Source organism: Escherichia sp. E1V33 (genome assembly GCF_004211955.1).
Taxonomy (GTDB): domain Bacteria; phylum Pseudomonadota; class Gammaproteobacteria; order Enterobacterales; family Enterobacteriaceae; genus Escherichia.
Window position 1 is genome coordinate 159,098 of the sequence record NZ_RHJI01000004.1, and the last position, 19,085, is coordinate 178,182.

General features: G+C 53.4%; 28 protein-coding genes. 4 read left to right on the forward strand and 24 right to left on the reverse strand.

Annotation, left to right across the window (positions count from 1 at the left end; genetic code table 11):
* Positions 1 to 43 precede the first annotated feature (43 nt).
* The 20 genes from D9742_RS04225 to D9742_RS04320 all read right to left on the reverse strand — a co-directional run bounded on the left by D9742_RS04225 (position 44) and on the right by D9742_RS04320 (position 12,912).
* On the reverse strand, positions 44 to 562 hold the full coding sequence (locus tag D9742_RS04225; RefSeq protein ID WP_019842426.1) for a phage major tail tube protein: 519 nt from the start codon (positions 560 to 562) through the stop codon (positions 44 to 46).
* Positions 563 to 577: 15 nt separating this feature from the next.
* Positions 578 to 1,756 (reverse strand): phage tail sheath protein, encoded by a 1,179-nt coding sequence (locus D9742_RS04230; RefSeq protein ID WP_130236079.1) that lies wholly within the window; start codon positions 1,754 to 1,756, stop codon positions 578 to 580.
* Between the two features lie 130 nt (positions 1,757 to 1,886).
* Positions 1,887 to 2,483 (reverse strand): tail fiber assembly protein, encoded by a 597-nt coding sequence (locus tag D9742_RS04235; protein WP_130236080.1) that lies wholly within the window; start codon positions 2,481 to 2,483, stop codon positions 1,887 to 1,889.
* A complete protein-coding gene (locus tag D9742_RS04240) occupies positions 2,483 to 3,499 on the reverse strand; it encodes a phage tail protein (protein ID WP_130236081.1) in 1,017 nt (338 codons plus the stop codon). The genes D9742_RS04235 and D9742_RS04240 overlap by 1 nt, the downstream gene beginning before the upstream one ends.
* Complete coding sequence (locus D9742_RS04245; RefSeq protein ID WP_096975215.1) at positions 3,496 to 4,104, reverse strand: phage tail protein I; 609 nt, start codon at positions 4,102 to 4,104, stop codon at positions 3,496 to 3,498. The genes D9742_RS04240 and D9742_RS04245 overlap by 4 nt, the downstream gene beginning before the upstream one ends.
* Positions 4,097 to 5,005 (reverse strand): baseplate assembly protein, encoded by a 909-nt coding sequence (locus tag D9742_RS04250; protein WP_130236082.1) that lies wholly within the window; start codon positions 5,003 to 5,005, stop codon positions 4,097 to 4,099. The genes D9742_RS04245 and D9742_RS04250 overlap by 8 nt, the downstream gene beginning before the upstream one ends.
* A 6-nt stretch (positions 5,006 to 5,011) precedes the next feature.
* On the reverse strand, positions 5,012 to 5,359 hold the full coding sequence (locus tag D9742_RS04255; protein ID WP_000127178.1) for a GPW/gp25 family protein: 348 nt from the start codon (positions 5,357 to 5,359) through the stop codon (positions 5,012 to 5,014).
* Positions 5,356 to 5,991 (reverse strand): phage baseplate assembly protein V, encoded by a 636-nt coding sequence (locus D9742_RS04260; RefSeq protein ID WP_130236083.1) that lies wholly within the window; start codon positions 5,989 to 5,991, stop codon positions 5,356 to 5,358. Before D9742_RS04260 ends, D9742_RS04255 begins: the two co-directional genes overlap by 4 nt.
* Before the next feature lie 95 nt (positions 5,992 to 6,086).
* Positions 6,087 to 7,130, reverse strand: a complete 1,044-nt coding sequence (locus D9742_RS04265; RefSeq protein ID WP_130236084.1) for a hypothetical protein — start codon at positions 7,128 to 7,130, stop codon at positions 6,087 to 6,089.
* A 25-nt stretch (positions 7,131 to 7,155) separates the two neighbouring features.
* Positions 7,156 to 7,605: a phage virion morphogenesis protein gene (locus D9742_RS04270; RefSeq protein WP_130236085.1), complete on the reverse strand. Its 450-nt coding sequence runs from the start codon at positions 7,603 to 7,605 to the stop codon at positions 7,156 to 7,158.
* On the reverse strand, positions 7,598 to 8,065 hold the full coding sequence (locus tag D9742_RS04275; protein ID WP_130236086.1) for a phage tail protein: 468 nt from the start codon (positions 8,063 to 8,065) through the stop codon (positions 7,598 to 7,600). The genes D9742_RS04270 and D9742_RS04275 overlap by 8 nt, the downstream gene beginning before the upstream one ends.
* Positions 8,028 to 8,270 carry an Rz1-like lysis system protein LysC gene (gene lysC, locus D9742_RS04280; RefSeq protein WP_240780490.1) on the reverse strand — a complete coding sequence of 81 codons (243 nt, stop codon included), beginning with the start codon at positions 8,268 to 8,270 and terminating at the stop codon, positions 8,028 to 8,030. The genes D9742_RS04275 and lysC overlap by 38 nt, the downstream gene beginning before the upstream one ends.
* Positions 8,173 to 8,586, reverse strand: coding sequence for an Rz-like lysis system protein LysB (lysB, locus tag D9742_RS04285; RefSeq protein ID WP_130236088.1), 414 nt, complete (start codon positions 8,584 to 8,586; stop codon positions 8,173 to 8,175). Before lysB ends, lysC begins: the two co-directional genes overlap by 98 nt.
* Positions 8,583 to 9,080 (reverse strand): glycoside hydrolase family 104 protein, encoded by a 498-nt coding sequence (locus tag D9742_RS04290; protein WP_130236089.1) that lies wholly within the window; start codon positions 9,078 to 9,080, stop codon positions 8,583 to 8,585. Before D9742_RS04290 ends, lysB begins: the two co-directional genes overlap by 4 nt.
* Positions 9,067 to 9,363 (reverse strand): phage holin family protein, encoded by a 297-nt coding sequence (locus D9742_RS04295; protein ID WP_097295586.1) that lies wholly within the window; start codon positions 9,361 to 9,363, stop codon positions 9,067 to 9,069. The genes D9742_RS04290 and D9742_RS04295 overlap by 14 nt, the downstream gene beginning before the upstream one ends.
* Before the next feature lie 3 nt (positions 9,364 to 9,366).
* On the reverse strand, positions 9,367 to 9,570 hold the full coding sequence (locus D9742_RS04300) for a tail protein X (RefSeq protein WP_130236090.1): 204 nt from the start codon (positions 9,568 to 9,570) through the stop codon (positions 9,367 to 9,369).
* On the reverse strand, positions 9,570 to 10,079 hold the full coding sequence (locus tag D9742_RS04305; protein WP_000214251.1) for a head completion/stabilization protein: 510 nt from the start codon (positions 10,077 to 10,079) through the stop codon (positions 9,570 to 9,572). The genes D9742_RS04300 and D9742_RS04305 overlap by 1 nt, the downstream gene beginning before the upstream one ends.
* A 93-nt stretch (positions 10,080 to 10,172) precedes the next feature.
* Positions 10,173 to 10,922, reverse strand: a complete 750-nt coding sequence (locus D9742_RS04310; RefSeq protein ID WP_130236091.1) for a terminase endonuclease subunit — start codon at positions 10,920 to 10,922, stop codon at positions 10,173 to 10,175.
* A 4-nt stretch (positions 10,923 to 10,926) separates the two neighbouring features.
* Positions 10,927 to 11,994 (reverse strand): phage major capsid protein, P2 family, encoded by a 1,068-nt coding sequence (locus D9742_RS04315; protein WP_130236092.1) that lies wholly within the window; start codon positions 11,992 to 11,994, stop codon positions 10,927 to 10,929.
* Between the two features lie 63 nt (positions 11,995 to 12,057).
* A complete protein-coding gene (locus D9742_RS04320) occupies positions 12,058 to 12,912 on the reverse strand; it encodes a GPO family capsid scaffolding protein (protein WP_130236093.1) in 855 nt (284 codons plus the stop codon).
* 165 nt (positions 12,913 to 13,077) lie between these two features.
* Between D9742_RS04320 and D9742_RS04325 the strand changes: the two genes are divergently transcribed.
* From D9742_RS04325 to D9742_RS04335, 3 genes are all read left to right on the forward strand, one after another.
* Complete coding sequence (locus tag D9742_RS04325) at positions 13,078 to 14,847, forward strand: terminase ATPase subunit family protein (RefSeq protein ID WP_130236094.1); 1,770 nt, start codon at positions 13,078 to 13,080, stop codon at positions 14,845 to 14,847.
* Between the two features lies 1 nt (position 14,848).
* On the forward strand, positions 14,849 to 15,895 hold the full coding sequence (locus D9742_RS04330; protein ID WP_130236095.1) for a phage portal protein: 1,047 nt from the start codon (positions 14,849 to 14,851) through the stop codon (positions 15,893 to 15,895).
* Positions 15,896 to 15,993: 98 nt separating this feature from the next.
* Complete coding sequence (locus D9742_RS04335; protein ID WP_240780489.1) at positions 15,994 to 16,977, forward strand: hypothetical protein; 984 nt, start codon at positions 15,994 to 15,996, stop codon at positions 16,975 to 16,977.
* 564 nt (positions 16,978 to 17,541) lie between these two features.
* On the opposite strand, the gene D9742_RS23765 is transcribed toward D9742_RS04335, so the two are convergent.
* On the reverse strand, positions 17,542 to 17,733 hold the full coding sequence (locus D9742_RS23765; protein ID WP_130236098.1) for a hypothetical protein: 192 nt from the start codon (positions 17,731 to 17,733) through the stop codon (positions 17,542 to 17,544).
* Here D9742_RS23765 and D9742_RS04355 point away from each other — a divergent pair.
* Entirely contained in the window at positions 17,732 to 18,163 is a 432-nt protein-coding gene (locus tag D9742_RS04355; RefSeq protein ID WP_130236099.1) for a hypothetical protein, read from the forward strand. The two genes, D9742_RS23765 and D9742_RS04355, sit on opposite strands and share 2 nt — an antisense overlap.
* Positions 18,164 to 18,230: 67 nt before the next feature.
* Here the strand turns inward: D9742_RS04355 and D9742_RS23330 are convergent, their stop codons facing one another.
* The 3 genes from D9742_RS23330 to D9742_RS04370 all read right to left on the reverse strand — a co-directional run bounded on the left by D9742_RS23330 (position 18,231) and on the right by D9742_RS04370 (position 19,056).
* Complete coding sequence (locus D9742_RS23330; RefSeq protein ID WP_130236100.1) at positions 18,231 to 18,440, reverse strand: hypothetical protein; 210 nt, start codon at positions 18,438 to 18,440, stop codon at positions 18,231 to 18,233.
* A 199-nt stretch (positions 18,441 to 18,639) separates the two neighbouring features.
* Positions 18,640 to 18,870 (reverse strand): DinI-like family protein, encoded by a 231-nt coding sequence (locus D9742_RS04365; protein ID WP_130236101.1) that lies wholly within the window; start codon positions 18,868 to 18,870, stop codon positions 18,640 to 18,642.
* A gap of 3 nt (positions 18,871 to 18,873) precedes the next feature.
* Positions 18,874 to 19,056 (reverse strand): hypothetical protein, encoded by a 183-nt coding sequence (locus tag D9742_RS04370; RefSeq protein ID WP_019842452.1) that lies wholly within the window; start codon positions 19,054 to 19,056, stop codon positions 18,874 to 18,876.
* Positions 19,057 to 19,085: the final 29 nt, after the last annotated feature.

The window sequence follows — 19,085 nt, forward strand, 5'->3', positions numbered from 1 at the left end:
AAGGGAATTAATAACCGGCCAGTAACACTGACCGGTCAGGGATTTACAGCCCGATTGCGCGGCGGTGCTGTTCCAGACGGTCGACGCCGTTCACCTTCTCGACCATGTTGACGGTGTCGATTTCGATGACGTCGCTACCATCAATTGTGAGGCGGTAATAGGTGCAAACGGTCGACAGTTTGGTCGAGGTGTTTTCACCCTGCTTATTCTCGCCGCCGTCGATTTCTTTATGACGGCCACGCATGACCACCTCGACCGCGATGATTTCGCCAGTGTCGTCGCGTTGGTAAGAGCCAGCAAAACGCAGCGGCACGGCGTCAGCACCCGGCGCAGCGTATTGCGCCCACAGCGTCACATCGGGCAGGCCACCGACAGACCATTCGACGGTTAACGCATCATCGTCGAGACCGAGGTCAATCGCCGCCGCGCCATTCATACCACCGCCGCGATAGTTTTCGAGCTTGCGGGTCAGCTTCGGCAGCGTCACGGATTCAACAACGCCCATGTAGCTGAGGCCATCGTTGAACATGTTCAGATATTTGAGTTTGCGGGGTAGTGCCATGTTGTTTCAGGCTCCTTAGCTGTTGACCGATTCGGCCAGATTCACCAGATATTTATCGGTGATTCGCTGGCGCAGGGTCAGGCTTTCCAGTGGTGGAACCGGCGTATAGTCGTAGTCGATATACAGTTTCCCGGCCTTGAGGGTTTCCTTATCGTTCGATTCCTCGTCGAACCAGCATTCACCGTCCACGATGTAGCCATTTGATTTCAGCTCGCGGAATTTGGCGTTAATGCCGTCGACAATGTCACGGATAAGCGATGCGGTGATGGGCTTATCGACCGCCCACATGTGCGCCTCGGCCATCGTGTCGGCCAGAACCTGCGCGGTGCGGGTGTAGTTCTCAAACAGGAAAAGCGGGTCATCAGAGCAGGTGCGGTTACCCCAGAAGCGGAAACCATCCTTGCGCACCAGCGTTGTGACCCCGGCCTCGTTGAGCAGGTCAGCATCGGTACCGGATGCCTGCAAATCCCAAAAGACTGACGCACTGATGCCGGTGACACCCTGCACGCCGACGTTAGACAGGGTTTTGTGCCAGCCGACGGTTTGGTCGATGTAGGCACGCAGACCGAGTGCGCGAGCGGTGGCGTAGGCCGTTGCGGTGGCGTTCGCGGTGGTGTCCCATGCGAGGAAGTCAGGCCAGATAACCATCAGTTCGCGCTGACTGAAATTCTCGCGATAGGCTATCGCTTCGGAAATGGTCTTACAGCCCCATGCGCTGACGTAACCAAATGCGCGTAGGCTGATACAGACCGACGCAAGTGCGACTGCGACCTCTTTGGTATCGAGACCCGGCACGCCGAGAATGCGCGGCTTAACGCCGGTTACCGCTTCGGCAGTTAACAGCGCTTTGATACCGGTGTATTTACCATTCTCATCCGTACCGCCGATGATGTTCGAAATAGTTTGTGCTTCGGCGTCATCGCCAGAGCCTTCGGCAACGCGCACGACGACGGTGACAGGTTTTGACTGGTCGGCGATAGCCTGCAGGGACGCGGCCAGCGTGCCTTTTTTTCCGGCTTTCGCAATGGCGCTCTGCACATTGGTAATCAGTACCGGCTCGTTGAGGGGAAAGGTTGCCGCATCCGCATCGCTGGCCGTGCAGATCATGCCGATGATTGCGGTTGCAACAGTGGATATGACGCGGGTGCCGTCGTTAATCTCAAGCACCTGCACGCCGTGGTGAAAATCACTCATCCGGTTAACTCCGTGGTTAGTGGGCGAGTGTTATTGTCCTGGCTGGTCTGGTGAGGGGCTATTTGTCGGCGATGGCTAGGCGATGGCACATAAACAAATCATAAAAAAGACGGGCATCAGCCCGCCTGCATTACTCCGGTTTAACCGGCCACTCGATATCCGGTGCCGTTGAGGTGTCGACCGCGTTCAGCGCCTGAATGTATTTCATCCACGCAATGAGGCTTGCTTTGTCAGCATCCCCGATAATTCCAAGCTGCAGCTCCGTCTGCCAGAGACTAATAGTGTTTTTCGCCTTGGCCAGAAATTCGATTCTCTTCTTTTCTGCATCAGCAATCTGATCATCTTTTTGAGCGTCCTTATCGGTAATCCATGCGTTACCATTCCAGCGGTCATAAGGTGTTAATGGTTCGATTGTGGTCATACCCGGAGGATAATCACCTAGCTCGGTAATCTTAACAGGCTGGCCAGTTTCCATGTCATATGCTGTTTCGCCTCGGTGGTCTCTCACATACTCCCATTCGCCAAGACTGACCGTACGACACACAATAAAACCGTCTTTTTCTTCGACCGGCGCATCTATGCATGAGTTAGCCGGAATTCCGACACCCACAGCCAGAAACTCTACTGAGGAAGCCAGATATTCACGGGTGTCACCGTGGTAGTTATAAACTGTCATGTCTCCGGCTTTTGTGGCAATGCCGTTCTTATTCAGTGTCGCTTTAGCCATCATGCAGCCCTCACAATATAATTAAACGCAATATTTCGTGGGCGGTTTTCTGCTGCCACGGGTACGCCCGCATTTGCGGCGTTAAAAAAAGCGAATTGGGCTAATGTCGTCGGATTTCCATCAATGCCTAAATTTACTATGTTCTGCGCCCCACCGATGGTGAATACCCCGTCAGCAACGCTATTCCCTACCATCGTAATAAATCCCAAACTACCCGTGATATTGCGGATTGCATCCCCTTGAGAACTGAGTAATGAACGTCCGCCATCAACGCCGCGCCCGTCATCCCAGCCGCGGAGAAATTCAGCACGCAAATCAGGCAATACCCCTGTCGGATAGACAACGGCCAGCTTTGGATATTTCACCTTATCAAAAGCTGCTCCATTGCATTTCAGCCAGCCGACCGGCAGCGTTGCCTGTGGCCACGGTAGCGGAAAGCCAACCGGAATATATTTATCAATATCTGCCGCTTTTAGGTACTGCGAATGTGGGTCGGCAGTAGCGAGATGTGTTGCCATCAGGTCATCAACATAGGCTTTCACCTCGATAATCTTGTCGTCAACATACTGACGGGTTGCCAGCACGACTGATGGATCAATTTTCAGGGTGATTGCCGATGTGCTCGACACAATCAGAATCATGCGAATGGTCTGCGTGCGGCCGCTTCCCTCCTGCAGTTGCGGCTTGTAGGTCTCCGGGCAGTTCGCTACGGCAATTAGAATACCGTCGTCATCGTAGAGACCAATCTCGCGGATCCAGAAACCGCCCTCATTCTCGGGAATAATCTGCTCCGCGATAATCTGGCTGGTATTGGCCGGGTCAACAGTCAGAAGGTTCAGCGGCGCGATGCGCTTCTGGTTAATGAGCTTTGTCTGCGCCGGGTCAGGGGTCGGCAGCGTACCATTCGCATCACCGACGGCCATTTGCGTCAGGTTGAGTCTGGTACCGAGTGCCGCCGCGTTCGCCAGCCGCGCCGCGCCCTGATTGGTCAGAATGGCAAAATATTTTGCGGTCATGCGTTCACTCTCAGGTTATCAATCAAATGGATGGCCGAGGCCGGGTAATATTCACCGCCGACGACAATTTCCTCGGGGGTGTAGGGGTAAACGGTCAGCGCGTCACCGTCGTAACATCCCGCGCCGACATACAGCTCGCCGGTTGCACTCAGGCTGATAGCCAGCCCGGTCAGGTGGCGGCTTGCCGGTTTGGCATCTTCAATCAGGCGTTCAAGCTCTTGATACATTTCGTCAGTAATACCGCTGTCGAGCACGCCGACAACGAGACGGAATGTTCCTGGCTCCTCATTGAGCTGCCACCATTCGCGCACCTCAATCAGAAAGCCGAGTGGCTCGACCACCCGACGCAATGCGCTGATGGTGCCTTTGTGCTGATGGACGAAAAACGAGGATGCGCAGACGCTGCGCTTTGTCGCCTCCGGCCACTTCTCATCCCACCTGTCGACCGATAGCGCCCACGCCAGATACGGCAGCAGGTTTACCGGGCAAGTACGCCAGTTCCACAGGGTGCGCAACGGTACCGGCACGCGCTGAATCTCAGAGAGTGCAGCAGCGGCGGCAACTTCCAGCGGCGACGAGCCAACGGGTAACAGCCGATCACTCATCCGAGCCCCCGGTAGTTATCTGGTACTCGGTGCAGTTCGACGCCTGCGACTTACTCAGCACAATGTCGGCCTGTGGTGATGCCAGTTCGACACGCTGCACTCCCTCAACATGCAGCGCTGCATAAATGGCGGACAGGCGAATATCTCGCCCGAGGCGGTGCTGCGCGCTGATGTAGCTCTGCAGCTTCTGCTCTGACGCCTGCCTGATGGGTTCAGATTCGGGGCCGGGGTAAACGTAGATCGTCGCGTCAATCTGGTACGGCACAATCTCGGCTGACTGGACGGTCACCCGGTCAGCCACCGGGCGCACATCTTCGGCGTTCAGAGCTTTATCAACAATCGCCAGTAGCTCAGGGCTGGCAGTGCCGTCACCCTCACGTGATAGCACGGTAATCGTCACGCAGGCTGGCGACGGGCTGGCGACCGAAACGTCAGCGACCCGCCCGTCGGCGCTGCGACCGTGATACTCATATGCACCGACCGGACCCGCCACGCTCAATCCCTCAAATGCCTGTTGCGTGCGCAGTCGCAGGTCGGTATCAGACTCCATAACGGCAGGTGTCGGCGGGATGGTGGTGTCATCCGCCGGGGTGATGGTCAGGCGTTCGGTATTATTGTTCCCGGCTACGACGTCGAGGTCGTTACCGGCGGAGTAGGCCAGCGTCACCGCCTGCGCGGCTTCGTTCACCCGCTGACGCCAGATAACTTCACGGTAGGCGTTTTCCTGCAACAGCTTAACAATCGGCTCTGACTCAAGAGCGAGCGTCCGGGCAATGGCCTCCTGCTGGTCTTCGGGATAAAGCGAAATCAGCGTCGCGATGCGTTCCGCAAGGATGGTTTCATAGTTCAGTTCCTCAACCACGTCGGGAACGGGTAACTGACTCAGGTCAACGGTTGCCATAGTGATTTAACTCAGTGAAACAGTGGTTGAAACTGACGCACCTGTATCAGTGCGCATCCCGGTAATATCGACATACATCTCGCCAGCGTCGCCGGTCTCAAAGCTGATGGCGGTAAGCCTGATGCGCGGCTCCCACTTCTGGATCGCCGAATAGCACGCCACCATAATTTGCAGCCTGAGTGCCGGGTTTTGCGGCATATCAATCAGCGCTGACAGGAGCGAGCCGTATTCACGACGCATCACCCGCGAGCCGACCGGCGTCAGCAGAATGTCGCGCATGCTCTGGCTGATATGCTCGGTATCGCTGATGCCGAGGCCGGTATTTCGGTTCATACCCTGATAACGCGCTGTCATATCGGCGCACCCGTTGTCCCGCCGCTGTCGCCGGGGTGTTTATGGGTGTGGAGCACCTTGCCATTAGATGACAGTGACCCGCCTGTATGCTCGATGTTGCCTTTCATCGTTCCGCCCTTTTGCACCTCAAGCGTCGCTGTCGTCAGCTTGTTGGTGCAAATCACCTCGGGAGTGTCGAGGGTGATACTGGTTGAGGCTTTCACCAGTACCAGCGGGACGGTTGCGGTGATGGATCCCGATGCCGTCACGTCGGCCGTTTTTATGCCGCTGACCGTCAGCGCACTGGTCTCGGGCTCGTACTCAATGACCGCACCATCAGGGAAAACCACATGCCACGCATCCGCCGAGGCTGAAGGGGCGGGGTTATCGTCGGAGAAAATACCAGGCAACACGAAAGCGGTATCAAGCTCGCCACCGATTGCCAGCAGCAGAACCTGCTCACCGACCGAGGGAGCCCACCACGTCCGCGAACGACCGGCTCGGGTGGTCAGCCAGTTCAGCCATGTAGTTTGGATCCCGCCGCTTTGTACGCGGCACAGCCCCTCTACGGTGTCGACTTCCGTCACCACGCCTGAGCGGATGAGGTTGCGAATCGCGCGGGCTAGTTCTTGGATATTGTTTAAAGTATTCATACGGACAGAATGCAGATAGGAGAAGTGATGAACAACTTTCTTCCTATCTGTGAGGCATGACACAAACCTGAATCAAACTATACTAATGGTCCGTGCTAATTTTTTGTTTCGAGCTCACTAACTTCTTTTTCTGACAAAGGCATTTTGATATAGAAAAAAGTTCTGCCATCTTTCGAATTATATTTTTTTAGATGTTCCCCTGAGATATTAAAACGTTGGCCATCCCCCATTTTGACGCTCACTGACTCTGTGCTCATACCAGCAATGATCTCGGACTTTATTTTATTTGACGCTATAAGCGTCTGAGGTGCTCCTATGGACTTTAGATAGTCATTCAAAAATCGAGAATCTGTAGAGGGAAGAACAAAAAAGACATCCGAGCCGAAGAAATCTCTAACCGAGGAAATAACACCATTGGAATACACCCATTTTTTGTCATATGTAATGGTTGTTGCCAATCCAATTTTATCTTTTTTGACGTCATAAAAGATATCACTTGTTCCTGGCAGCAAGGCAAGAGCACACCAATCTAAGTTGTTCCTTGCCCCTATGGTAAAACGCACATCCTTAGCATTAGTGTGTTTGGAATTGATACAGAGCATTATTGAAAAATTTGAGGCCAAAAGACCGATTTCAGAGAAAGAACCCGAGGGCCAATACTTGTTTTTTTCATCAATGCTAAAAACGGCGAGCTTCCCATCCAAACCGATTGTAGTCCCGAAATAATCTTTATTAGTCTTCGTTAGGTTATGGAGTGAAAAATTTTCGACCTCACCTCTTGCTTTTTCATTAAGATAGTCTTTGTATTTTCGAACCAGTTGATTCGAATCAGGAAGCAGCGACCAATAGGTTATGGAGACTTCCCCTATTGGCTCACGAGCCTTGGCTACGTCTCTTAATATGTTATCTATTTTGTTTTGGAATTGTATCTTTTCCCGCTCATTATCATTTTTTTCCTTTTTTGCTAATAGCAGTGTTGCAATCGTGGAGATCACAATTACAAAAACAGCCAGCCATCCCCAAAAGCTAAGGCGATTATTCGAAGTTTTAAACACATTGAGAACACCCAACACTCCTAGCAGGCCTGATAAAACTGGCAGCATGTCCTTTAATAAATCGAATAAATATGCACCACCCATTTTTCGCCGCTACCTTTTAACACTATTATTTTGATAAAGATCCAATGATAATATCATTAATAACAGAAACATCATCAGCGTTAATACCTAGCAGCGGGCGCGCCTCGTACTGCACATCCCGGCTGTTGCGGTTTGGCCGGTCTTTTAGGCCGTACTGATGCACCCGTGCCATGCGCTGCACCTTGCCGGTAAAGTCCACCACCGCCGCACTGTCGCTGCCTTTGGCTTTCATAAAGCGATTGGTGCGCAGTTTGGCGAACATTTCACGCTTAATTCGACCTTTCTTGCCCCGCACCGGCTGGCGCTTTCGTGCCGAATATGGGGTGCCGTCGGGTGCCTGCTGGCGCTGGATGCGCTGTTGCTGACTGGTACGCAACTTTTTCGCAATCTCAGCCGCCATTTGCCGACGCGCCGCCGGTGACAGGCTGGCAATCAGACCGGCAAGACGTTCCTGCAGTGCGGTTAACTCACTCATCCCACTTACTCACCAGTTCGCCGTTAACGTACAGCTCGACCGGGCGCGTCACCGGCTCTGGCAGCGGCGGTTCAGGGGCATAGCTGACATGCAGAGCACCGTCGACCTCTTTGACGAGCGTGCGCTCGGTGAGCCTCAGGCTGATACTGATATCGAGCGAATCGTCGTTATTGATATCAATAATCCAGGTGAATCCTTTTTCCCGCCCGTCGTCGGTGGTCATAATGTCCGGTTGATGTTCACGCAGCCACGCCTGCACCGGCACGAATATCAAATCGAGGTCGCCGGTGAAGTCGGTCACCACCATGTTAAGCACATACACCTTTTCAAACGACAGCGAGCTCGCCAGTCGGGAATCGGTATGGCCGTTGTCGGCAAACAGGCGCAGCATATCGGGGTTATTTCGGAGCTGCGGCACTGCATTAATCAACGCTTTGCGCAGGCTTTTGTGCTTCTGCATCGAGTTCATCCTGACAGTGTTTGACGGTTTTGACCTGCAGCGCGCAGGCGGTCAGCGCGCCCTCTAGGCGGCGGATATCTGCACTCAGGTCACCATTGGTTTTCGGGTCACTTCCCGGCATCGGGCAAAGGCTTACCCTCGGACATCCGCTGACCACAATCACCGGCACTGGCGCAGGCTGTGCGGGTGTGCAGCCGACGCACAACGTCAGGCAGAGCAGCGTTATACCAGCGGCGAAAGGCTTCATTTTCATTAAGTAACCTCGTTATCGTCTGCTCACGGCGGCTGGCTTCCTCGCTGGCCTTTGCGAGCTGTTCACGCAGTGCCACCTGCGCAGACTCATTACGTCTGGCAAGCTGACCGGCAACACTGAGCTGATTTTTCAGCATGCCAATCGTCGTCTTTTGTTCGCTCGCGACGCGGTTTGCTGTCTCAAAGGAGCGGGATAAATTGCCGTTCTCATGGCGCAACCACAACATCCCGAGCACAGCCAGCACCAGAAGTGTAATCAGGATTTTCATGCCATTACCCCGCCAGCGGTGCGCCATACGGTGACCAGTTTGTCGAGGCTGTGCTCACGTTGGCCGTAACCGGCACCCGGTAACGACGCCCAGATATTGCGGCAACGTGAAATTGCCCGCTCAATACGCCCCGCCTTAATATCCTCAATGGCACCGCGCTCGCGGATTAACTGAATCGCAAGTTTGTCCTGCGACAACGGGCTGAAATCAGGCAATACGAGTTGTTTCTGATAGTGTGGCCAGTAGAGATAAAGCTGCTGGTAACGCCCTGATGCCGTGGATTTTTCGCCGCGTCGATTAAACACTTTCGCTGGTCTGCCATGTGCGAAAGGGTGGTCGGTGTAGTCGGTGAAAATTTCCGGCTTGCCATCAAGGCCAGTGACAATGACGTCGTAACCACGATTTTTCGTCAGCGGATGCGTCGCCGTCCCTTCGGAATAGGCCAGCATGTCCAGAAATGCGGCGATATTCTGGTGAGTATTAATGACCGGCATCGCTATCCCCCTGTTGTGACTTAAAGCGGCGCTGAATGGCGATTTCCACCACCTGATAACCTGCAATGCCGAGCATGGATCCAATCCCACAAACGGCAGGCAGTGACATATCTGGAAACTGCACCAGAACAACACCTGCGACCATTGAAACAAAACCGCCGAGCAGCATGCGCCCGACAAACAGGCGAGGTGTGATGGGCTCACCACCTGCCAGCACTTTCCCGACAACAATCATCACGCCAATCACAAACAGTGACAGGACGCCTTTTTCCCCTTCTGTCATGGTTTACTCCCAAAGGTTGATAGTTTCTGTTACGGGTGACGATGCTACGTCGGGCAGGTCAATCGCCGTGCCATGCGGCAGAATGACGCCCAACTCAGACAGACCGGAATTAGCCTGCAGCACCGTCTCGACCACGCCCTCAGTGCGCCCGTAATACCGGGCGCAAAGCGCGTCGAGGGTGTCGCCCTGCATCGCGTAGACTTTCATCAGAGCTGACCCACGATGCAGCGCGGCTTATCCTGCAGGCGCGAGACCGACCAGCGCATATCCCGCCACAGGTCATCAATGGTGGTTTCGACGCTGTCGGCTTTTTTGTCACCCTTGCCGGTGGCCTCAACCCCGCGATAACGCTCATACAGGGTGGCGGTCGCCATCGCCGTCACGGCGCTGAGGTAGTGGAAAATGCGCACATTCTCGCCATCGATTTCCTCGGCGTCAGGCACGTCGGCCAGTGTCTTAAACCCTGCGGCAATCTGGCGCAGCCGGTAGTCGTAAAGCTCCGCATTGGTTTCCGCCATGCCGGTCTTGATGGCGTTGCGCAGGCGCGCATCGGAAACCGTCTGCTCAAGGCGCATCAGTTCGCGCACCCGCTTCGGATCCACATCAGGGAAAAAGAACGTGTTTTTAATCACTGCGTCGCCCGTCTCCGGTGCGGGAATCACCACGCCCGGTACGTCCTGCGGTTCGTCGGGCTGATTCAGTATTACTGTCGTCATGACAACCTCATTAGGTTGGGCGGTGGACGCCGGTCGCCGTCAGGGTCAAAACCCGCTTTGACCGGCGTGCCGCCCGGCTCGGGGAGCGTTTAGTTAACCGGCGGTTTTTACCGCCTTTGGTGGACGCCCGCGCTTTGCCGCCGGTTTGGTGGCAGGTTTGCGCGTGCGCGGTTTAGTCGTTTTACGGGGCGTGGCATCGGGCTTAGGCTTCAATGCCCGCTCCAGTCGCTCAATCTCTTTGCGCACACCGGCATTGCGGTCGAGCTGCATCGCGCGCTGAAACTGCGCCAGCGCTTCGGCACTCTGACCGGCATCTCGCAGGGTCAGGCCGGTCACCTTATGCAGGCGGGCGCGCACCATATCGGGAACGTCAGCGGTGTCGGTCAGGCTGAGGGTGGTCAGCAGTAATGCGAGGTCGACAGGCTCACCGGCATCGCGCAGGCGCAGCACGGCAAGCGCCACTTCTTCAACCAGCATGTAAGGTGTGGTGCGACGATGGTCTGAGGTGAGGCCGTATTTCAGCGCGTAGGGCGCAATCTCCAGCGCGCCAGCGATATCACCAGCATCGAGACGCCACAGCATGACGGTCATCAGAATGTCATCCTGCGCGCCACGGCCATCAGCCAGCACACCGGCAACCCACGGCGCATAGAACGGCAGCAGCTCGCGCTTTTTCGCGGCTTTCAGTTCGTTTGAACGGATGGTTTTTAACGTGCGGCGGTCATCGGCCAGCTTTACCAGCATCTGCTCGTAGGCGGTTGCATGGCGCAGCGGGGCTTGTTCCCGCTGCGCGGCTTGAGAGGCCGAGACCCGCATCATGTGACGCTGTGCGGGGCTCGTCATGGGCTTACTCTCCGCTTTCCGGTGTTTTTGGTGCGGTGAAATCGCCCAGGGTGATGTTTTCCAGCAGACACCCGGCGGCATATGCCTCGACCACATAGTCGATATTCATCGACTCGTAGTTTTCCACGCGGTCTTTTTTCGGGTTCTCATCAATGCTGCGGCGGTGGCTCTCATCCATGAAGTAGACAGAGAGGTTTTCCAGCGTGGTCACGAATACCGCATTCGCCGGGAAATACGGCACGCGCACGGCAGGCAGGTTGCCGATGCGCTTCTGGCTGATGATGATATCCGCCGCGAGCGACTCGGTGTTTTCCTGCTGCTTGTTCACCAGCGGGAAATATTTGTCGGCCAGCAGCTTACGGCCAACGATAGCAACGAGTTTCGGGTCATCCTGATAAATCTCGTCAATCAGGGTGTTGGTACCGTCCATCACCAGTGCGTCGAGGTTCTCATAGTCGCCATTCTTACCGACGCGAATCACGTCAGAAATAACACTACCGCCCTCAGCGGTGATTTTGCTCATCACGCGCGCCGGGGCTTCGTTGCGGTACTTCTGCAGCCAGCCGACGGCCACATCCTGCAGCATCGGGTTTTTGCTGCGGTCTGAGGTATCAGCGCGGGTGGTACCGTTGAACCCGGCCATGATGAAATCCAGTGCCTGACGCTGGACAATGGCGTCGCGGATGCGGCGCTGGAAGTCCTGAAAACGCGCCCACAGGTCGAGGCGTTTATAGGTCAGGTGGAAGTCAAAGTTAATCTGATTGCACTCGTACTTGTTGGACTCAAGCGCGGTGAAATCTGCGGTCTGGCGCTCTTTGTCGCCCGATGTGTCGGTCGTGCTGGCGATGGTGCCGGTCACACCGACGCCGATTTTCTCACCCTTCATTTCTGCGACCGGCAGAATGTTAATCGTCTGCAAAAATGCGGATGACGCCTGCACGGTGTTCATCAGCGTTTGTGTAACGGACGGCTCGACGGTGAATTTTTTGCTGACGTCATCAACGCTGATGCCGTTCAGTTTGGCGAGCTGGGTCAGATAGGCATTGAACTTAAAACGGGTTTCCTGACGCATAGTATTTCCTGTTTGAATTAATCGGTTGGGCGGGGTTGCCGCCCGGTGTCGGTCTGCGGTTTATCAGCAGTCGGTCAGCAGCTCATCGCCACCACCGCCGCTTGCTTTCGTGCGTCGCGGCTGGCTGAAACTTTCGGTTTTGTCGAGGGTGGTTTTCAGGGCGGAAAATGCCTGGCTGGTTTCTTCAACCTTGCCGGTCAGTTCCTGTTTGAAAGTGGCAAACGCGGTTTCCATAGCGGAAAGGCGCTCGTCCTGTGAGGTCAGGTTGGTCTGCACATGCTCACTGACGGTGGTCACCGCTTCATGCACATCATTCAGGCGTGCATCGTCGCTGACCTGCTTACGGCTAAAAATGGCTTTCACCTTATCGGCCAGGCTGTTTAGCACCGTGTCGGGAACGTCTTCAAATTCCAGTTCGGCCAGCGTGGCAGCGGAAAAGACGTTTTCAGGGTTGGCCTTAAAGCGCTGCAGGGGGTTGTGCTTCGCGGTGCGGCAGAATTCGAGGTATTCAGTGCCGAGGCTCGCCGGGTCGTCGGTGACCGCAAGGCCGACGAGGTAGCATTTGCCGGTATTGGCAAAATTCGGCTGAATTTCCATTGAGGTGTAGACCTTCTGCAATTTTTTATTCATCGCGATCAGGTCATCGGTCGGGGTGATTCTGGCGAACAATGCCCATTTGCCGTTAAGCGCCGAATCGTCGTCAATCTTTTCGGCTTTCAGTTCAACTACATCGCCTAAGCGTTTGAAGTCGCCATCAGGAAAGAGACCGCGAATATGCTCAAGGTTAATGCGGCAACCGTAGACGCGAGGGTCAAACGATTCGGCCATTTCCTGAATATCGTTACCGCTGATAATGCGACCGTCGCAGGTGTCACCCTCGACGCCGATGCGAAAGAATTTTGAGACTTTTTTTGCCATTGTCAGGAGTCCTGAGGTTGGGGTTACTGGTCAACGCCAGTTTCCAGACTCCGGGCACACCAGACCACTAATGACGGCTGGACAATCTCCCACACAACAGCACCTTAGCGAATCACTGACGGCCATTAAGTAGCCTTGTCCTGAATCCACTACGGCGAGGCATCAATGACCATTTCCACCGATACAACCTTGTTGCATGACCCGCGACGACAGGCATCGCTGCTTTACTGGCAGGGGTTTTCCGTGCCACAGATTGCCGAAATGCTGCAGGTCAAGCGCCCGACCGTGCAGAGCTGGAAGCAGCGCGACGGCTGGGACGGCATCGCGCCGATTTCCCGCGTTGAAAGCAGCCTTGAGGCCAGGCTGATTCAGCTCATCGCCAAGCCGCAAAAGACAGGAGGTGATTTCAAAGAGATTGACTTGCTCGGACGGCAGATTGAACGGTTGGCGCGCGTCAACCGCTACAGCCAGACCGGCAACGAAGCCGACCTTAACCCCAACGTCGCCAACCGCAACAAAGGGGAGCGCAAAAAGCCGAAAAAGAATTTTTTCAGCGACGAGGCTATCGATAAACTGGAGGAATTATTTTTCGACCAGTCTTTCGAGTACCAGTTGCAGTGGTACCGCGCAGGACTGGCGCACCGTATTCGTGACATTCTCAAATCCCGCCAGATTGGCGCGACGTTCTATTTCTCCCGTGAGGCACTGCTGCGCGCACTCAAGACCGGACATAACCAAATCTTTCTGTCGGCCAGTAAAACGCAGGCTTACGTGTTCCGCGAGTACATCATCCAGTTTGCGCGGCTGGTCGACGTCGACCTGACCGGCGACCCGATTGTCATCGGCAACAACGGCGCAAAGCTGATTTTTCTCGGCACCAATTCCAACACCGCGCAGAGCCATAACGGCGACCTGTATGTCGATGAAATATTCTGGATCCCGAATTTTCAGAAGCTGCGCAAAGTCGCGTCGGGCATGGCCTCGCAAAAGCACCTGCGCTCAACCTACTTTTCGACACCTTCCACGCTGGCGCACGGCGCTTACCCCTTCTGGTCTGGCGAGCTGTTCAACAAGGGGCGCAGCCGTATTGCCGACCGCATCGAAATCGACATCAGTCACAGCGCGCTCGCCGGTGGTCAGTTCTGCGACGATGGCCAGTGGCGGCAGATTGTCACTATTGAGGACGCCCTTATCGGTGGCTGCACTCTGTTCGACCTCGACCAGCTCAAACGCGAAAACAGTGATGAGGACTTTAATAACCTGTTTATGTGCGAGTTTGTCGACGATAAAGCGTCGGTATTCCCGTTCGAGGAGCTACAGCGCTGCATGGTCGACGTGATGGAGGAATGGGAGGACTTTGCCCCGTTCGCCGACCATCCGTTCGGCTCGCGCCCTGTCTGGATTGGTTACGACCCCTCACACACCGGCGACAGTGCCGGGTGCGTCGTACTCGCGCCGCCGGTGGTCTCGGGTGGCAAGTTCCGCATGCTGGAGCGTCACCAGTGGAAAGGTATGGACTTTGCCGCTCAGGCCGAGGGCATCCGCAAACTGACCGAGAAATACAACGTCGAATACATCGGCATTGACGCAACCGGCCTCGGTCTCGGCGTGTTCCAGTTGGTGCGCTCATTCTATCCGGCGGCACGCGGCATCCGTTACACACCTGAGATGAAAACTGCGATGGTGCTCAAGGCAAAAGACACCATTCGCCGTGGCTGTCTGGAGTATGACGCCGGTGCGACCGACGTCACGCAGTCGTTTATGTCCATCCGTAAAACCATGACCAGCAGCGGGCGCAGCGCCACGTACGAGGCCAGCCGCACCGAGGAAGCCAGTCACGCCGATATCGCATGGGCGACTATGCACGCCCTGTTAAACGAACCGCTTTCCGCCGGTAGCGGCATGCAGCCTAAATCTATTCTGGAGTTCAACTAAAATGGGTAAGCAAAAATCACGTAAAGCCGCCGCGCAGAAGGCCAGCAAGCCACAACAACTTACCGCCAGCGCACCGCCAAAAACGACAGCGTTCACCTTCGGCGAGCCGGTGCCGGTACTCGATAAGCGCGATATTCTGGATTACGTCGAGTGCATCAGTAACGGCAAATGGTACGAGCCGCCAGTCAGCTTCTCCGGGCTGGCAAAGAGCCTGCGCTCTGCCGTGCATCACAGCTCACCGATTTATGTTAAGCGCAACGTACTCGCAAGCACCTACATTCCGCACCCGTTGCTATCCCGTCAGGATTTCAGCCGCTTTGCACTCGACTATCTGGTCTTCGGCAATGCCTTTCTTGAGCAGCGCAACAGCGTCACCGGCCAGTTAATCAAGCTACTGGCCTCACCGGCCAAATACACCCGGCGCGGGGTCGACGACTCGATTTTCTGGTTTGTGGAAAACTTCACGCGGCCGCATGAGTTCGCGCCTGATACCGTGTTTCACCTGCTTGAGCCCGACATTAATCAGGAAATTTACGGCCTGCCTGAATATCTCAGCGCGCTTAATTCCGCCTGGCTGAATGAAGCCGCGACGCTGTTCCGCCGCAAGTATTACCAGAACGGCGCGCATGCGGGTTACATCATGTATGTGACCGACCCGGCGCAGAGCGCGACCGACGTCGAATCGCTGCGCGAGGCGATGCGCAACTCGAAAGGGCTCGGCAACTTTAAGAACTTGTTTTTCTACGCACCCGGCGGAAAACCGGACGGCATCAAAATCGTGCCGCTGAGCGAGGTCGCCACAAAGGATGACTTTTTCAACATTAAAAAAGCCAGCGCTGCCGACCTGATGGACGCGCACCGCGTGCCGTTCCAGCTCATGGGCGGCAAGCCCGAGAATATCGGTTCACTCGGTGACGTTGAGAAGGTGGCAAAGGTATTTGTGCGTAACGAACTGTCACCCCTGCAGGACAGGTTCAGGGAGGTAAACGACTGGCTCGGCATGGAGGTCATCAGGTTCAAAGAGTATACCCTCGACAACCCGGAATAACTTAGGCCGCCACAATCTCTGCGCTCATTATTGAAGATGCAATCTGCGAAAGCTATAGTGCATCGAATATCAAAACAATGGGCGCGGAGATTAATCTTTTGGAAACTGATTTTAAAATAACCCTCGAAGGTTTCGCTACTGAGCAAGAAGCAAATAATATCGGTAATTTCACACTAGAAGCTATCCGAACTTTAACAAAAAATCTCAATCTTGATATCTCAAAATTAAAATGCGTGATTGTTTCCTATAACTTCAGTGAAGCTCTTCAAAAGGTAACATCCTCTTACCAACACAAATCCCCTAGTTCATTTACCAATAGCAAGCAGGGCGCAGCCGTCGGGCAGTTAGTAACAAAAATTGGCAATGATGGGCTATGTGAAGAATATACCCTTGTGCTATCGATTGATTTTTTTGTTGAGCTTTTCAATGATGGTAGCTTCTTAAAACTGAAAGAAGAAGGATACCTCGCAGTCTTCCATCGCATTCACCATGAATTAGTGCACGTACATGAAAAAAACTTACTAACATGCTTAGCCCAAAACTTTACAGTCAACGAGTATGGTAGCGCGCTTCTTATCTCAGCCACGCGTGCATGGTCTGAATATCTCGCTAATTACATGTCTTCGGGGTCTGCCCCTCAAGAAACTATCGATTTATTTTTAGAGAATCTTGACACTGTTGTAAATGAAGTATCTGACGAGATTGAAAAACTCATCTGGGGTTATAAGTACGGTAATATTTCTCTGAATGACATGTATCTCGAAGTAAAAAAACGTATCAGGCTAATCATCAACTCTTATGCTTATGCGATGGGTTATGTCCATTCTCTAAACATCAATATTAAAGAATACGATCCAAAGCTATCCCTTACACTATCCAACTCAAAGATAAGATATCAATTATCAGAATTAGGCATTGCTTTTCAGAATCTTTATGGGAAGTTTAATGACCAGCACATTACAGGTTTTAATGATTTTCGGGAGATAACAATAATCATTGATGAAATATTCAAGCAGTTTGGGCTTGTTTTAGAGTGTCCCGATTGGTCTGGCGACGGTGAACTCTACATACATGTAAATTAGTTTAATCATAGTAGAAACATAATTAGCAGTTTGAATCCTGCCACTCCTGTAAAGCCGCTGCTCCTGGTGGCTTTTCCATGCACACCACCATCACGCATCAGATGCGTCTCACGCGCACGAACACACCCAACCACCAACGAACCAGCAGCGACACGACAGCGCCATCACGACGCGCTCAGAGGATAATTTTTATTATTACGCACCACTGCTGGCGCGCAATGCTTTCCCCGCCACGCCTGCCCGCTTTATAGGGCGGTTTTAATGCAGTTGCATGATCACTCTGGATCCGCGCCAGCTCAGGCGGCGCACGGCCAGAACGGGCCCCCCCGGCGCATGCAAAACCATGCACCTGTTGCATGCACGGCTAAAAAACAGGGAAATCGCGTAAAAATGGCATAAAAAAAACCGGCATTCGCGGTGCCGGTTTCGGTCTGATTTTGTCGCGATTACTGGCCGCGCAATGCGCTGATAACACTATTGAGGCACATGCTGGCAACAATCAGCAGAAAAATTGTCGTCCACGGATTTTCATAAACGAGAGATAACATATTGATATAGATCCTTTTATTTGTGCATTCTGATGTGGTTTAACAGGTGTTTGATAATGGTCGTAAGCTCATCTTTACTGGCGTGCTCTACCATTTTTGCGGTGTAGCTTTCCACCTCGCGAGAGCTCAGGTCGTTATTTAAAGCCATTACAGTCAGCTTTTTTGCCCAATCGGCAAATGGGTCTATCGATGAAAGGGAATTATGCATGTCCAAAAACCTCGAATTATTTAACCAGCAGACGGCGGAAATCTTTGCGGTGTTATGGGATAACTTCCCGGTGCCACAGGTCATTACCTACGAAAAATTTAACGCCGCGCTACCTGATGACTACTTTGACCAACTTAACTCACCGGAAATGAAAGCACTGAATCAGTTGCGCAGTGTGGTTGAGGGTACATTCACTTTTCTCAGTGAAAACGGCTACATCCAGTACGGAACAGACCACCAGACCTATTTTTATGATGTGCGCCTGACCGAGAAAGCACTCGCCGTGCTTAACAAAAAGCCCGAGGCGCTCGGCGGTAATGAAACAATGGGCGATAAGATTATCAGTGCAGTGAAAGACGGGACGCCGGGAGTGATTGCCGGTGCGGTGACAAACCTGCTTACCCTCGGTGTCAATCTGGTAACCAGCTAACGCCTCGCGGGGCTCGTTGTTCAACCCCGTCAGCACTGAAAGCGAGTTTCAGCGCTGACGACGTTTGCTATCGTCGACGTGGTGGAGGTGCGTATTTTGTCGGTCTGCTGATGCTATCCAGCTTGCCGCAATTATCCCTGACTATTTCGGCACACCCGACCAGCTCGGTGGGTGTCAAATTCTCATTGACCATTATCTGCTGCAGGCGATGAACGATAGCCATTAACTTAATATTTCTGGTCTGGTGCTGCGGTATTTCACTTGGTAGTCGATGCATATTATCACCCTCAATGAATTTTAATCAGTGCCGTCAAAACGCCACTATAAAACCCTCTCAGGTCATGCCTCATTCATCACTGGCGTGTCATCAATAGCACATTGAGAAATTTTGAAAGGCAGGACTAAAGCCTCGTGGGCTCGTTACTCAACTCCGTCGACGCAAAAAGCTAGTTTTTGCGCCAACACGGTTATCATGTTTAACGCCAGCTATCGTCTTCCCAAATCTCTTGTAATATGCCGCTTAATGTTTCTTTGTCTGCTTCTTTATCGAATCCGATAACCTCTACACCAGTCATTGACCCTTTCTTGACGTTAACTTTTATTGCAGGAAAAACGCATTGTACTCGATGTGTTATTTCATTCTGAAAAGCATCAATGATCTGTTGCCCTAATTTTTGTTCTTTATCCAACGTGATATTGATTCTCATAATCTAATCAGCCTTATAAAAATTATCATCTTCGGTTTCGTTATTCTCGCTGTTTGCTAGGTCTGCAATGAGAGTGAGCGCGAGCTTTAAGTCTGATGGCTTGCAGTTTGCAATCAGAGATACCTCGGCAATAAATTGCACACAAGCCCACTTTTGCTGCGTTCGGCTGAAATGTTCGTCAACCATGGAATCCCTCCTACAGGGTTACTGTATGT

Bases quoted from the DNA above. Each gene is read 5' to 3' on its own strand.
- D9742_RS04225 (WP_019842426.1), bottom strand. From the start codon at position 562: ATGGCACTACCCCGCAAACTCAAATATCTGAACATGTTCAACGATGGC.
- D9742_RS04230 (WP_130236079.1), bottom strand. From the start codon at position 1,756: ATGAGTGATTTTCACCACGGCGTGCAGGTGCTTGAGATTAACGACGGC.
- D9742_RS04235 (WP_130236080.1), bottom strand. From the start codon at position 2,483: ATGGCTAAAGCGACACTGAATAAGAACGGCATTGCCACAAAAGCCGGA.
- D9742_RS04240 (WP_130236081.1), bottom strand. From the start codon at position 3,499: ATGACCGCAAAATATTTTGCCATTCTGACCAATCAGGGCGCGGCGCGG.
- D9742_RS04245 (WP_096975215.1), bottom strand. From the start codon at position 4,104: ATGAGTGATCGGCTGTTACCCGTTGGCTCGTCGCCGCTGGAAGTTGCC.
- D9742_RS04250 (WP_130236082.1), bottom strand. From the start codon at position 5,005: ATGGCAACCGTTGACCTGAGTCAGTTACCCGTTCCCGACGTGGTTGAG.
- D9742_RS04255 (WP_000127178.1), bottom strand. From the start codon at position 5,359: ATGACAGCGCGTTATCAGGGTATGAACCGAAATACCGGCCTCGGCATC.
- D9742_RS04260 (WP_130236083.1), bottom strand. From the start codon at position 5,991: ATGAATACTTTAAACAATATCCAAGAACTAGCCCGCGCGATTCGCAAC.
- D9742_RS04265 (WP_130236084.1), bottom strand. From the start codon at position 7,130: ATGGGTGGTGCATATTTATTCGATTTATTAAAGGACATGCTGCCAGTT.
- D9742_RS04270 (WP_130236085.1), bottom strand. From the start codon at position 7,605: ATGAGTGAGTTAACCGCACTGCAGGAACGTCTTGCCGGTCTGATTGCC.
- D9742_RS04275 (WP_130236086.1), bottom strand. From the start codon at position 8,065: ATGCAGAAGCACAAAAGCCTGCGCAAAGCGTTGATTAATGCAGTGCCG.
- lysB (WP_130236088.1), bottom strand. From the start codon at position 8,586: ATGAAAATCCTGATTACACTTCTGGTGCTGGCTGTGCTCGGGATGTTG.
- D9742_RS04290 (WP_130236089.1), bottom strand. From the start codon at position 9,080: ATGCCGGTCATTAATACTCACCAGAATATCGCCGCATTTCTGGACATG.
- D9742_RS04295 (WP_097295586.1), bottom strand. From the start codon at position 9,363: ATGACAGAAGGGGAAAAAGGCGTCCTGTCACTGTTTGTGATTGGCGTG.
- D9742_RS04300 (WP_130236090.1), bottom strand. From the start codon at position 9,570: ATGAAAGTCTACGCGATGCAGGGCGACACCCTCGACGCGCTTTGCGCC.
- D9742_RS04305 (WP_000214251.1), bottom strand. From the start codon at position 10,079: ATGACGACAGTAATACTGAATCAGCCCGACGAACCGCAGGACGTACCG.
- D9742_RS04310 (WP_130236091.1), bottom strand. From the start codon at position 10,922: ATGACGAGCCCCGCACAGCGTCACATGATGCGGGTCTCGGCCTCTCAA.
- D9742_RS04315 (WP_130236092.1), bottom strand. From the start codon at position 11,994: ATGCGTCAGGAAACCCGTTTTAAGTTCAATGCCTATCTGACCCAGCTC.
- D9742_RS04320 (WP_130236093.1), bottom strand. From the start codon at position 12,912: ATGGCAAAAAAAGTCTCAAAATTCTTTCGCATCGGCGTCGAGGGTGAC.
- D9742_RS04325 (WP_130236094.1), top strand. From the start codon at position 13,078: ATGACCATTTCCACCGATACAACCTTGTTGCATGACCCGCGACGACAG.
- D9742_RS04330 (WP_130236095.1), top strand. From the start codon at position 14,849: ATGGGTAAGCAAAAATCACGTAAAGCCGCCGCGCAGAAGGCCAGCAAG.
- D9742_RS04355 (WP_130236099.1), top strand. From the start codon at position 17,732: ATGTCCAAAAACCTCGAATTATTTAACCAGCAGACGGCGGAAATCTTT.
- D9742_RS23765 (WP_130236098.1), bottom strand. From the start codon at position 17,733: ATGCATAATTCCCTTTCATCGATAGACCCATTTGCCGATTGGGCAAAA.
- D9742_RS23330 (WP_130236100.1), bottom strand. From the start codon at position 18,440: ATGCATCGACTACCAAGTGAAATACCGCAGCACCAGACCAGAAATATT.
- D9742_RS04365 (WP_130236101.1), bottom strand. From the start codon at position 18,870: ATGAGAATCAATATCACGTTGGATAAAGAACAAAAATTAGGGCAACAG.
- D9742_RS04370 (WP_019842452.1), bottom strand. From the start codon at position 19,056: ATGGTTGACGAACATTTCAGCCGAACGCAGCAAAAGTGGGCTTGTGTG.